This window comes from Actinomyces sp., from assembly GCF_030530635.1.
Lineage (GTDB): Bacteria > Actinomycetota > Actinomycetes > Actinomycetales > Actinomycetaceae > Actinomyces.
This window is the reverse complement of the sequence record NZ_JAUMUL010000002.1, coordinates 128,522-140,236: the sequence shown is the minus strand read 5'-3', so window position 1 is coordinate 140,236 and position 11,715 is coordinate 128,522. Positions and strand designations below refer to the sequence as shown.

The following is an 11,715-nucleotide window of genomic DNA, read 5'->3' as shown; positions in this document are numbered from 1 at the left end:
ATACCCCGTCGCCGACACCACCGCCGACACCAACTCAGTCACCAACACCTCAACGTCAGAACCAGCACCGGTAACAGCATGATCGGTCTCAACAACCGCAGCAGAAGCAGGAACCGCAACCGGAACCCGATCAGACACAGGAGATGGCTCGGGCTCGACAACCTCAGCAGGTGCCACTGCCAGAGCAAGACACTGCGCCAGCTGCCTAATAGTGCCAGCACCAGTAAGATCCACAGACTCCTCGGTCACCCCATGAGCAGAACCCACAACAGCAACCACCTGAGCCCGCTTCACCGAATCAACCCCAAGATCAGCCTCCAAGTCCAGATCCGGCTCCACCACCTCCTCCGGATACCCCGTCGCCGACACCACCGCCGACACCAACTCAGTCACCAACACCTCAACGGTGTCAGAGCCGGTCGTTGAGGTGACGCTGACAGTCGTTGTAGAGGTTGCGGTGTCTGCGATCGGCTCGCTGTCGACGTGGCCGATCCGCTCGTGCAGCTGATTAATGCTGCACGACAGGTTGCCGAAGTCCGGGCCGTACTCCGACCGCAGACGGCTGCTCAGCCGCTGTCGCACCAGCGGGACGAATCCGATACGGTCCAGGGTCGTGTCGACCGGGAGAGCAAAGCGCGGGTATCCGGTGACCTCGCTTACTAAGCGCACGACGTCGCACGTAGTCCCTGGTGCGGTCGGTTGCAGGTGTGCCGGGGGGATCCCCAGGCTGGTCAGGTAAAGTCGCACCTGACGTTCATCCTCGACAGCAGGACGTTGTCGCGAATCCATCGGGACGCAACAGGCGTCGCTGGCACCACTCTCGATGATCCCGGACAGAACAGCACTTGGACCAGCCTCGACGAAGTCCTGAATGCCACGCTCGGACGCCTTGGCTAGCAGGGCTCCGAAGTCAAACGGCTGCACCAGTTGGACCGCGAGCAGACCCGCCAGATCCGTGGGGTCGTCGAGCATATCACCGGTGACACTCGACACGACACTGATCGACGGCCGATGGAAGGTGAGCTCCGCCAGGCGGGAACGCAACGGGTCTACGCAGGAACGGAGCATCGGAGAGTGGTAAGCGTGAGTCACCCGCAGTCTAGTGACCTGCAACTGGTGAGCCTGCGCAGTCTGAGCGAACGCGGCAATCGAGGCCTCCGATCCAGAGACAACGCGCTGTGTGGCAGAGTTGGCGATAGCTTCGCAGATGTCTCCCGAGGCTATGGCCAACAACAGAAGATGCCGGTATATCCGTTCCTCCTGCTCGGTTCGGACCCGAACCGCCAGCATCGTGCCACGCCGTTCGGCGGGGATCTCGGAGACAACCTCGGCTCGCGCCATCACCCCAGCTAAACCGTCCGCGAAGCTGAGAACGCCACTGGCCACATACGCCGCGTACTCGCCGAGGCTATGACCGATGATGATCTTCGGGGGAGCAGCGATAGTCAGCAGCCGACGGTACTGGGCAATGCTCGCGGTGAAAATCGCGCACTGCATGGCAGTGGGCTGCGATAGCGTGGCTGTCGTAGCACCGTGGTCCGTGTAGATACTGGACGACAGCGGACTCCCGTACCGATCCTGGTACAGGGCGTCGGCCTCATCGAAGACCGCGGCGACGGTGAGGTCGCTCCAGCGTAGATCTATCAGCTGGTTGAGGTATTGGCTGCCATGGCCGGGAAAGACGACTCCATAGGCGGGCGAGGCTTGAATCTGAGACAGGAAGAGTCCTTCCCGCCGCAGCGCTCGACGCTGGTTGGTAAAGCTAGTCTGATCGGTCAACATGTCAGACGATCCCCTTCTCGCGGGCGGCGGTACTGATTACAGAGATGGCGTAGTCAAGGTCCCGATCCTCCAAGATCGACGTCACCGTTGCTCGGAAGCGGCTCCTGCCCTTCGGTACCGCCGGGAAGGCAGCGACCGACAAGAACACGCCCTGGTCTCGCAGCTCTCGTGTCATCTGCATGGCCAGGTTCTCGTCACCCACTGGGATCGGCACGATCGGCGCGACTCCCGAGGTGATTTCGATCCCCTGGTCCATGAGTCCTTGGCGGAATGCAATGGTGTTAGCCCAGAGACGCTTGCGCAGCTCCGGCCGCGTGCGGATAGCGCGAAGCGCCGCGAGCGCACCGCCGATCAGGACCGGCGATGGGCTAGCGTTGAAGATGTACCCGTGGGCGGAGTGCCGGACATAGTCACATACCTCGCGGCTGGCGGCGATGAACCCGCCCGAGGAGCCGAACGACTTGCTCAGCGTCCCCATCAGAATATCTGGTGTGATGCCGAAGTGCTCGCAGCTGCCGCGACCAGTCTCACCGAAGACCCCTATGCCGTGCGCATCATCGACCATCAGCATCGCGTCGTAGCGCTGGCACAGCTCCTGGATGTCAGGCAGGGGCGCCAGATCCCCATCCATGGAGTAGACACCGTCAACGACTACCAATCGGCAGTCATAGTCCTGGGTGCGGCGCAGTATGTACTCCAACTTCAGCATGTCGTTATGAGGGAAGATCCGCAGGTCCGCTCCAGACTGGGCGCAGCCATCACTGATACTCTGGTGGTCGAGTTGGTCGGCGATGTAGACGACGCCTGGTCCCCCCAGCGCCGAGAGTGGGGCGACATTGGCCAGGAAGCCTGAACTGAACAGGACGACGTCATCGAAGTTGAGCCACTCGGCCAGTTCCTGCTCAAACTCGCGGTGCAGGACCGTGGTCCCATTGTGGAGCCGAGCACCGCAGGTGGACAGTCCGTACTGCCGGAGCGACTGCTCTGCTGCAGCCATCACATCGGCGTCGACACTGAGACCAAGGTAGTTGTTAGACGTCAGCATGATCACGGAGTCTCCGGTGGGGAGGGTGGCAGTGTTGCGCTGAGCGTTGGCGAGAGCATGCCCGTACGGGTAGTTGCCGCTCGCCATCCCATCGCGGACTGCCGTCGAGACCTGGTGGAAGCGGCGTGCATAGGTGGTATTGATCATCAGGGGTCCAAAAGTCGCGACTCGGGGCAAACTCGTGACGACGTTACCTGATACCCGAGGAAGCCGGGCCACACGGCCCGGCGGCCAGCCTGACAGTACCGGTCTTGCGTCACACGACTGCGTTCATTTTGTAGGAAGCGCTACTATCCTATACTCCAGACCATAAGTCCCGCAAGAGACATCCGGGGCTCACGACCTTCCAGATCCCGCTCCGCCTTGCCATGATCTAGGCGACGAGCCGCCTCTTTATGGCGACACACAACCCTTCAGGCGGCACTCAACACTATTGTGACTACATGTAGAGAGTGTTACTATCGACACATGGTACCGAGAATGGCCGAGGACGCACGAGGACCCGTACCCCTGTCGGTTCTGTCGCAGAGGTCTGGCATGCCGGTGGCGACGATCAAGTACTACATCCGCGAAGGACTGATACAGCCGGGCCAGGATCTCGACACGGACGGTGCCCGCACGCTGGAGCAGTTACGGCTCATCCGGGGACTGGTGCACATTGTCGGGCTATCGATCCGACAGGTGCGGCAGATCCTCAAACTGATCCACCGCCCGGACCTGAACCTGGCCGACATGATGACCGACGCAACCGTCGTTCTGCCACTAGCGGGAATACGGACCGGACGCGAGAAGGAGACGACCGACCTAACCGCGGCACGGACCGCTCTGGCGGAGTCCGGCTTCAGCGATCTACCCGACGCCCCGTACGTGGATCAGCTGCTTGAGGCCATGACGCTGGCTGACGAGTGCGATGTCGGCATGGACGCCGAGCACCTGGCGGCATACGTGAAGGCAGCACGCGAGTGCGCCAAGGCCGACTTCCTCGACCTCCCGCTGGACACCCCGAGCCAGGCGGCCCAGACAGCGGTGCTCGGCACTGCGATCTACGCCCCGATCCTGATCGGCCTAAGACGACTGGCCCACCGCGAGCTCGTCCAGAAGCTCTCACCCACACCTCACTAGGAGTACTCGGAGTACTCGGATTACTAGGAGTTAGGAGTAAGGACATGACTGCTGCCCAGAACACAGCCGGTGGCACCATCGTGGTCGCCCAGTACGGCCGCTTCGGCTCACCCAAGGAACTGACCGTCGTCGACGCCCCCGCCCCATCGGCGGGGCCGGGAGAACTCATAGTCAAGGTCACCGCGATCAGTGTCAACCGAATCGACACCAGCGCCAGGGCCGGGCGAAGCAAGTTCATGACCGGTCGCCGCATGCCCCAGCCGACCGGGCTGGATTTCAGCGGCGAGGTGACCCAGGTCGGCCAGCAGGTCTCCGGCTTCCGCCCCGGGCAGCAGGTGTGGGGATTCCTGGGCACAGACCAGCTCGGCAAGCACGGCACCGCTGCCACCCAGATCGCCATCAGCGCCGACCTGGCAGCTCCAGCTCCGACCTCCCATGGTCTTGCCAACCTGGCTGCGCTCCCCTTGGTGGCCGTGACGGCGTGGCAGACCCTGGAGGAACTGCAAGTCAAGGAGGGCTCCCGCCTGCTGGTTGTAGGCGGCGCCGGCGGCGTGGGCAGCACCACGGTCCAGGTCGCCCGGGCACGCGGCGCGGCGGCGGACACCATTAGCTCGGCGCGCCACCAGGAGCTACTGCAACGACTCGGTGCCGGGTCTCGATTCGACCCCGACCCGGCCCAGTGGTCTGGGCTTGCCGGCTGCTACGACGCGGTCCTGGACACGACGGGCAAGAACCTGTGGGCCCTGCGCCGTACACTCACACGCTCGGGCCGAATGATCACGATCTCGCCCGCCGGCATGGCCACGAGCATCATCAGCAAGGTCCTTCCGGGGCCGAGCATCGTATTCTGGTCAGTCAAGCCCAGCCGCACGGCGCTGGACCAGGTGGCCGCGCTGATCGATGCTGGTCTGCTGCACCCGGTGATCCGGGCCCGCTTCCCCCTGCGCGACATCGCCCAAGCCCACGCCCTAGTCGAGACCGGGCACGGAGAGGGCAAGGTACTCATCGACATCAGCTAACCCCGACCGGCGGCCGGGTGCGGGTATCACGGGCTTCGTCGCGGGCCCAGCGAGAAGTGTCAAGCCCCGGGTTTTGTGGAGGGCGTCTGGTTCCGGTGGTTGCCGGCTGGGCTTGGCTGGCGGTCTGCATCACCGACGTCCTGGACGCCGGTGATGCAGTCGGTATCATGGTCGTCGGCGGTGGTGTAGGTGTCGTCTTGCGGTGGTGGGGTGTAGTAGACATGCTCGTGCTCGACAGGAGCGCGCATGCCTATCTCTCAGATTCGGTATCGCCGCCGACGCGCCGACGGCATTGGGGGCCCGGAGGGCGCCCCCGCACCCCGGTTCGGCACCTGTTCGTATCATGCCTCACACCACCGCGACCCGCGCGGACGCATTCGGTGCCCGTCGACTCCGCCGCCCCGGCGGCTACGCTTGGCCGCGATGTCGCCCATGCTCACCTACGCCCTACTATTTCTCGCCGGCGTTGTCGCCGGCGTCGTCGGCTACTTGGTGGGGATGGCCTCGCTCGTCTCCTATCCGGCAATGCTGGCCCTGGGAGTGCCGCCGGTGGTGGCCAACGCCTCCAACACGGTCAGCCTCATCCCCGCCGGGATTGGCTCGCTCATTACCTCCTGGGACCGCCTGCGGCAGATTCGCTACTACCCGCTGCTCCCACAGGCGCTCATCGCCGTCGTCGGCGGGCTGCTCGGCGGAGTGCTGCTACTGGTGGCGCCGCCCGGCGTATTCGAGGCCGTCGTGCCCTGGCTGGTGCTGCTGGCGACCGCCCTGGTGGCGCTGAGCCCGCGGTTGCGTCGCGGCGCCAACAACTACCGTCTGCCGGCGACCGCGTTCCTCGCCCTGCTGGCCGCAATCACCGTGTACAGCGGCTACTTCGGTGCCGGTGCGGGCGTGCTGTTCTTCGCCCTTTGCACCCTGGGCACACCCATGAACACGCATGCGGCCGTGGTGATGAAGACCCCTATGCTCACCCTGTCGAACTTCTCTGCTGCGGTTCTGTTCATAGCGCATGGCGAGGTCAACTGGGGTGCGGCGATCGCCGTCGGCGCCGGTTCCTTCGCCGGAGGTTATGCGGCGCCCCTGATTCAGCGCCTCATTCCCGAAAGGGTGATTCACTCCGCCGTCGTGGCCGGTGGCTTGGTCCTGACCGTCTGGCTGCTGCTCGGCTTTTGAACCCGGCCCGACGACGGCGCCCGGGCTAAACCCGCAGCCCCAGTCCCCGCATGCGAGTAGTGGCCCCCTCAGAAAGGGCCTCGTGCAACGCCTCGGCCCCGGCGCCCGAGGCCGCCAGGTCCGGCGCGGAGACCAGCAGCCGTTTCATGGTGCCGATCTCCTCGCCTACCACGCGGCGGCCCCACAGTCCCAGACGGGCAGCCAGCTGCGTATCCGCGTCAATGGCCGGCACCAACTGGCCCGGGGCGAATGTGGCAAGCCGATCCGTGTCCGCCTCCCGCGTTAACAGGTCGCGCAACGGCGCTTCCACGGTATGCGCAAGAGCTACGACGAAGTCACGTATCAGCCCGAAGGTCAGGTAGGTCTTGGTCAGCCGCTCATACCAGTCCAGGGGCCGCAGCCGCTCATCGAAATCGCCCAAGGCGCCTACGAAGGGGGCGGCCGCCGTCAGCACATCAATGCCCGCGGCCGCCGCCAATTCCTGGAGCCGGTCGAAGGATGCAACCGCCTCGGCGCTCATGCGCAGCAGTTCTACCCGCGAGGCCATCTCGGGCGCCTTATCGGCGTCCTTGGCGTAGCGGGTGCAGGCGATGGTCCGTGTATAGGCGGTCACGCCAATCACCGAGATCGTGTGCGGGGTGGGGGACGCCACTGCTTTCGTACCGATGGGCGGGGCTGAGCTGCTCATGGAGCCAGGGTAGGCCCTGCCGACGCACCGACCGTGCGTTTATCAACGTCTTCCCCGGAACTCACCCGCGCGCAGCCACAGGCCGCACCCCCATACTGCCTGCCGCACGCGCCACAGCCGCACCCGGGTGAGCCGGATGACAACAGCGCCGTCCACGCCCCTGGGGCGGATCATCTAGGCTGGGGCCAGGTTGCCCGGTCGCCATGCCCATCGTCATGTTCTTCGGCCTCGCCCGCCCGCCACGGCGACGTGCGGGGCGTCCTCCGCGATCGGCTGCCGCACATGACCGCAGGCGCATACGCCGTACCTCAATACGTTGCGCGCGCCGCCTGATCCCGGGCTCCGCACCCGGATACAACCGAAAGCACAGACCACACCGTGACCGAGCAGACCGAGACAACTGAATCAGCCACCACTGCCCCCGTGCAGCCGGCCGAATCCGCGCCGCAGTCCGCCACGCCGGCAGAATCCGCCTCCGGCATCATCTCCACCACTCGGGCGCACGCCCCAGTGCTGGATGATTCCAAACCCGACATCACCGACGCCGATACCGACTCGACCACACGCACCTTCGCCGACTTCGGCGTCGAAGAGGAGATCTGCCAGGCGCTGGCGGACAAGGGCATCACTCACCCCTTCCCCATTCAGGCCCTGACCCTGCCGATCGCGCTGCGCGGCCAGGACATCATCGGCCAGGCCAAGACCGGAACCGGCAAGACCCTGGGCTTCGGCATTCCACTGCTCATGGACACGCTCGGCCCCGGCGAGGAGGGCTGGGATGAAGATCCCGCCTCCGGCTCCCCGCAGGCGCTGGTGATCCTGCCCACTCGGGAACTGGCCAAACAGGTTGCCGAGGAGCTGTCCGGAGCGGCCGCCAGACGCACCGTACGCATCGTCCAGGTGTACGGCGGGCGCGCCTACGAGCCGCAGATCGAATCCATCGAGCGGGGCGCCGAGATCGTCGTCGGCACCCCCGGCCGCATCATCGACCTGATGGACCGTCGGGTCTTGGACCTGACCCACGTGACCACCGTGGTGCTGGACGAGGCCGACGAGATGCTCGATCTGGGCTTCCTACCTGATGTGGAGAAGATCCTCTCCCGCACCCGGTCCGACCGTCACACCATGCTGTTCAGCGCCACCATGCCCGGCGCCGTCGTCGCCCTGGCCCGCCGCTACATGACCAAACCAACCCACATTCGCGCCCAGGACCCCGGCGACGACTCCATGACGGTCAAAACCGTCCAGCAGGCCGTATACCGCACCCACGCCATGAACAAGGTCGAAGTGCTCTCCCGCATCCTGCAGGCCGAAGGCCGCGGCCGCACCATCATCTTCGCCCGCACCAAGCGCACCGCGGCCCGAGTGGCCGAGGATCTGGCCGCACGCGGCTTCGCCACCGCCGCCCTGCACGGAGATCTGGGGCAGGGCGCCAGGGAGCAGGCGCTGCGCGCCTTCCGCAAGGGCAAGGTCGACGTGCTGGTGGCCACCGATGTGGCGGCCCGCGGCATCGACGTCGACGACGTCACCCACGTAGTCAACTACCAGTGCCCGGAGGACGAGAAGATCTACGTCCACCGCATCGGCCGCACGGGACGTGCCGGCGGCTCCGGTACCGCCATCACCTTCGTCGACTGGGATGACGTAGCCCGCTGGCGGCTGATCGCCAAGGCCCTCGGACTTCCGCTTGAAGATCCGGTTGAGACCTACCACACGAGCGAGCACCTCTACGCCGATCTGAATATCCCCTCGGACGTCACCGGCAAGCTCCCCCACAGCAAACGGATACTGGCCGGGTTGGACGCCGAACAGATCGAGGACCTGGGCGAGACCGGCAAACGCCGCGGTCCCCGCGACGACCGTAGCCGGGGGCGCGGCCGCGGACGCCACACCGTAACCGGGCGCACCTCGGGCACCGGCACGGCCGGCTCACGGCGTACCGCCTCCGCGCAGGGTGACAAGCCGCGCCGCAAACGCAACCGGCGGCGCACCCACGGTGGCCGCGCCGACTCCTGAGCCCGCCCTCAAGCCCCCATCAACGTGGCTATGTAGGCGAGTACCCCATCGGCGATCATCTGCACCGCAATGGCGGCCAGCAGCAGCCCGAATACGCGGGTCAGCACCTGGATCGCCGACTCCCCCAGCAGCCGGTGCAGGCCGACGGAGAACCGCAGCGTCGCCCAGGTGACGATATGCGTAACCACGATCGCCGCAGTCACGCTCACCCAGCCGACCACGGGCCCCGAAGCCGAGTCCACCGCCAACATGGTGGCCACAATCGCGCCCGGCCCCGCAAGCAGGGGCGTGCCCAGGGGGACGAGGGCGGCATTCGTGATCACCGCATCCGGGTCCGGATGCTCATCGACCCGGTCGGTGAGCAGTTCAAGCGCCACCAGTAGGAGCAGCAGCCCGCCGGAGACCTGCAGCGCCGGAACGGTGATCCCCAGGAAGCTCAGGATGTAGCGGCCGAAGATCGCGAAGACGAGGATCACCGCGAAGGACAGCAGGGTGGCCTGCCGCGCCGAACGCCTGCGTTCGGCGTCGGCCTGACGGCTGGTCAGCGACAGGAAGATGGGGATGGCGCCGAGCGGATCCTGAATGACCAGGATGGTGGTGAGTGCAGTGGCGAAGAGCGTGAGATCGAAGATATTGGCGAGCATGGGCTGAGGACTGAGGTGGTTCTAGCGGTCGGTTCCGTTGTTCATGGGTTTGCGGCTGGGCCTGCGCCCGGATTGAGGCGTGCGCACAGGAGGCGCCCGGTCAGGGCACGATCAGTGGGAGCGCACCCTCGGCGACGATCTGTTCGAATAGCTCCGGCGGCATGAGGTTCTCCCCCAGCCGGTTGGGCTTGCCGACGCCGTGGTAATCGGAGGCCCCGGAAAGGCCCAGTCCGAGCCGCTGAGCCAATGCACGGGCCTGCTCCCGCTGAGCGGGTGTGTGGTCGCGATGGTCGACCTCGAGGGCGGCCAGTCCGGCCTCGGCCATCCGGGCGAAGGTCTTATCGGGCACCAGGCGCCGCTGCCGGATGCCGGCGCGCGGGTGAGCGGCCACCGGCACTCCCCCGGCCTCGCGCACGAGCCGGCACGCATCGACCGGATCCAGCGCCCAATAAGGCACATAGTAGGGACTGGACGTCGCCAGCGGACCGGCGAATGCGGCGGAACGATCAGGGAAGGCCCCCGCGGCCACGAGCGCGTCGGCGATGTGCGGGCGGCCGATGGTGGCGGCATCAGCGGCCTGTACGAGTACGTCCTCCCAGGTCACCGGGTAGTCGACCGCCAGCCGCTCAACCATGAGACGTGTGCGATTCGACCGTGAGTGGCGGGCACGGACCAGGGCATCGGCCAGTGGAGCATAGTCGGGGTCGAACAGGTAGGCGAGCAGGTGCAGGGTGACGCCGTCGGCGGAGCAGGAGATCTCGGTGCCGCGCAGCAGGGACACCCCTGTTTCCGGCACCGCGGCCGCCGCCTCGTCCCACCCATCGATCGTGTCATGGTCGGTCAGACCGACGACGTCCAACCCGGCCCGCTCCGCCGCCGCCATGAGCTCGGCGGGAGTGTCCGTGCCGTCAGAGTATGCGGAATGGGTGTGGGGGTCTATGCGCACCGGTCAAGTGTACGGACGCGACCGCGGCGCTCTCACCGCCCAACGGTGCCGGCCCGGTCCGCCGCATGCCGCTCCCGGCGGGCGCACCCCAGGAACCCCGGTGTGAGCCGGCTTACTTGTTAGCCTGTCGGCATGAACGCAGGTGCTCCGTCCGAGTCCCCCGCGCCGATCCGCTTCGGCATGATCGGCGCCGGTTTCATCGCCCGTTGGTTCATCGAGGCGGCCGCTGCCGTGCCCGCGGCCCGGGTCGTCGCCGTCACCTCCGCGCACGCCGAGCGGGCAGCGGCCTTCGCCACCGAGCACGCCATCCCCCACGCCTTCGGCTCCCTGGCGGAGATGCTCGCCGCACGGGGCGCGGACGGTGCCCCGCTGATCGACGCCGTCTATGTCGCCTCTCCAAATCTGCTGCATGCCGAGCACACCCTCGCCGCCCTGGAGGCCGGCCGCCATGTGCTGGTGGAGAAGCCCTTCGCGACCGCACCCGACCAGGCGCGGGCAATGGTGGAGGCGGCCCATCGTGCCGACCGTCTGCTCATGGAGGGGTGGCTGCCCGCCTTCGAGCCGGGGGTCGCGGTGGTGCGAGAGAATCTGCCCCGGCTGGGACCGGTAAGGCGGGCCGTGCTGGTCAAGGAGCAGTACTCCTCCCGCATGGACGCATACCGCTCCGGCGCGCTGCCCCCGGTATTCGACCCGTCCATGGGCGGTGGCTCCCTGATGGATCTGGGCGTGTATCCGGTCAGCCTGGCTATCCACCTGTTCGGGGCGCCGACGCGGGTGACGGCCACCGGCCGGCTGCTCGATTCGGGCGCGGACGTCCTGGGCACGATCGTGCTCGGCTACGACGGCGAGTCCGCCATCGACGGCGGGGGCCCGACGCCGGGCGACTCGGTCCACGCCACCGGTTACGAGGTCGTATGTCTGCACTCCAAGACCTCCAGGGCGGCTGTCGATTCGGCGTTCGCCGGCGACCATGCGGCACTGATCCTGGACGACTGCCAGTGGCCCCAGCGGATCCTTTTGCGCGGCGCGGACGGGAGGCACGCCGTAGAGGATCTGTCGGTCGTGCGCACCGGCCCGGCACTGGCCAACGAGTTGGAAGCCTTCTGCCGCCTGGTCCGCACGGGCGCACGCGAATCGGACCTGCACCCGCTGGCCAACTCGGTCACCGCGATCGACGTGCTGTATGAGGCCCGGCGCCAAGTCGGGGTGCGCTTTCCCGGCGACCCCAACTAGCGCGCCGTGCCCGCCACCGCACTGCAGGCCGCGGCGGGCACGGCTGA

Annotated in this window: 11 protein-coding genes; 5 read left to right on the top strand and 6 right to left on the bottom strand. The window is 66.6% G+C overall.

The window, feature by feature from the left end:
* On the bottom strand, window positions 1-1,779 hold a 1,779-nt coding region (locus tag Q4A20_RS01375; protein ID WP_303119320.1), incomplete at its 3' end, for an acyltransferase domain-containing protein.
* Between the two features lie 4 nt (window positions 1,780-1,783).
* A complete protein-coding gene (locus Q4A20_RS01370; RefSeq protein WP_303119317.1) occupies window positions 1,784-2,974 on the bottom strand; it encodes a pyridoxal phosphate-dependent aminotransferase family protein in 1,191 nt (396 codons plus the stop codon).
* A 321-nt stretch (window positions 2,975-3,295) separates the two neighbouring features.
* Between Q4A20_RS01370 and Q4A20_RS01365 the strand changes: the two genes are divergently transcribed.
* Both Q4A20_RS01365 and Q4A20_RS01360 read left to right on the top strand, forming a co-directional pair.
* Window positions 3,296-3,949 (top strand): MerR family transcriptional regulator, encoded by a 654-nt coding sequence (locus tag Q4A20_RS01365; RefSeq protein ID WP_303119314.1) that lies wholly within the window; start codon window positions 3,296-3,298, stop codon window positions 3,947-3,949.
* A gap of 44 nt (window positions 3,950-3,993) precedes the next feature.
* Window positions 3,994-4,968 carry an NADP-dependent oxidoreductase gene (locus Q4A20_RS01360; RefSeq protein WP_303119312.1) on the top strand — a complete coding sequence of 325 codons (975 nt, stop codon included), beginning with the start codon at window positions 3,994-3,996 and terminating at the stop codon, window positions 4,966-4,968.
* Between the two features lie 59 nt (window positions 4,969-5,027).
* On the opposite strand, the gene Q4A20_RS01355 is transcribed toward Q4A20_RS01360, so the two are convergent.
* Complete coding sequence (locus tag Q4A20_RS01355) at window positions 5,028-5,216, bottom strand: hypothetical protein (protein WP_303119310.1); 189 nt, start codon at window positions 5,214-5,216, stop codon at window positions 5,028-5,030.
* A 175-nt stretch (window positions 5,217-5,391) separates the two neighbouring features.
* Between Q4A20_RS01355 and Q4A20_RS01350 the strand changes: the two genes are divergently transcribed.
* Window positions 5,392-6,141, top strand: a complete 750-nt coding sequence (locus Q4A20_RS01350) for a sulfite exporter TauE/SafE family protein (protein ID WP_303119307.1) — start codon at window positions 5,392-5,394, stop codon at window positions 6,139-6,141.
* A 25-nt stretch (window positions 6,142-6,166) separates the two neighbouring features.
* Here Q4A20_RS01350 and Q4A20_RS01345 read toward each other — a convergent pair whose 3' ends face one another.
* Window positions 6,167-6,829 carry a ferritin-like fold-containing protein gene (locus Q4A20_RS01345; protein ID WP_303119304.1) on the bottom strand — a complete coding sequence of 221 codons (663 nt, stop codon included), beginning with the start codon at window positions 6,827-6,829 and terminating at the stop codon, window positions 6,167-6,169.
* 423 nt (window positions 6,830-7,252) lie between these two features.
* On the opposite strand from Q4A20_RS01345, the gene Q4A20_RS01340 reads away from it, so the two are divergent.
* Complete coding sequence (locus tag Q4A20_RS01340) at window positions 7,253-8,845, top strand: DEAD/DEAH box helicase (RefSeq protein WP_303119375.1); 1,593 nt, start codon at window positions 7,253-7,255, stop codon at window positions 8,843-8,845.
* An 8-nt stretch (window positions 8,846-8,853) separates the two neighbouring features.
* Here Q4A20_RS01340 and Q4A20_RS01335 read toward each other — a convergent pair whose 3' ends face one another.
* Window positions 8,854-9,489 carry a MarC family protein gene (locus Q4A20_RS01335; RefSeq protein ID WP_303119301.1) on the bottom strand — a complete coding sequence of 212 codons (636 nt, stop codon included), beginning with the start codon at window positions 9,487-9,489 and terminating at the stop codon, window positions 8,854-8,856.
* A 100-nt stretch (window positions 9,490-9,589) separates the two neighbouring features.
* Window positions 9,590-10,435, bottom strand: a complete 846-nt coding sequence (locus Q4A20_RS01330; protein WP_303119298.1) for a PHP domain-containing protein — start codon at window positions 10,433-10,435, stop codon at window positions 9,590-9,592.
* Window positions 10,436-10,567: 132 nt separating this feature from the next.
* Here Q4A20_RS01330 and Q4A20_RS01325 point away from each other — a divergent pair, with 132 nt between their 5' ends.
* Window positions 10,568-11,668, top strand: a complete 1,101-nt coding sequence (locus Q4A20_RS01325) for a Gfo/Idh/MocA family protein (protein WP_303119295.1) — start codon at window positions 10,568-10,570, stop codon at window positions 11,666-11,668.
* Window positions 11,669-11,715: the final 47 nt, after the last annotated feature.

Coding starts and splice junctions, on each gene's coding strand:
- Q4A20_RS01335 (WP_303119301.1), bottom strand. CDS start 9,489: ATGCTCGCCAATATCTTCGATCTCACGCTCTTCGCCACTGCACTCACC.
- Q4A20_RS01355 (WP_303119310.1), bottom strand. CDS start 5,216: ATGCGCGCTCCTGTCGAGCACGAGCATGTCTACTACACCCCACCACCG.
- Q4A20_RS01365 (WP_303119314.1), top strand. CDS start 3,296: ATGGTACCGAGAATGGCCGAGGACGCACGAGGACCCGTACCCCTGTCG.
- Q4A20_RS01345 (WP_303119304.1), bottom strand. CDS start 6,829: ATGAGCAGCTCAGCCCCGCCCATCGGTACGAAAGCAGTGGCGTCCCCC.
- Q4A20_RS01325 (WP_303119295.1), top strand. CDS start 10,568: ATGAACGCAGGTGCTCCGTCCGAGTCCCCCGCGCCGATCCGCTTCGGC.
- Q4A20_RS01370 (WP_303119317.1), bottom strand. CDS start 2,974: ATGATCAATACCACCTATGCACGCCGCTTCCACCAGGTCTCGACGGCA.
- Q4A20_RS01350 (WP_303119307.1), top strand. CDS start 5,392: ATGTCGCCCATGCTCACCTACGCCCTACTATTTCTCGCCGGCGTTGTC.
- Q4A20_RS01360 (WP_303119312.1), top strand. CDS start 3,994: ATGACTGCTGCCCAGAACACAGCCGGTGGCACCATCGTGGTCGCCCAG.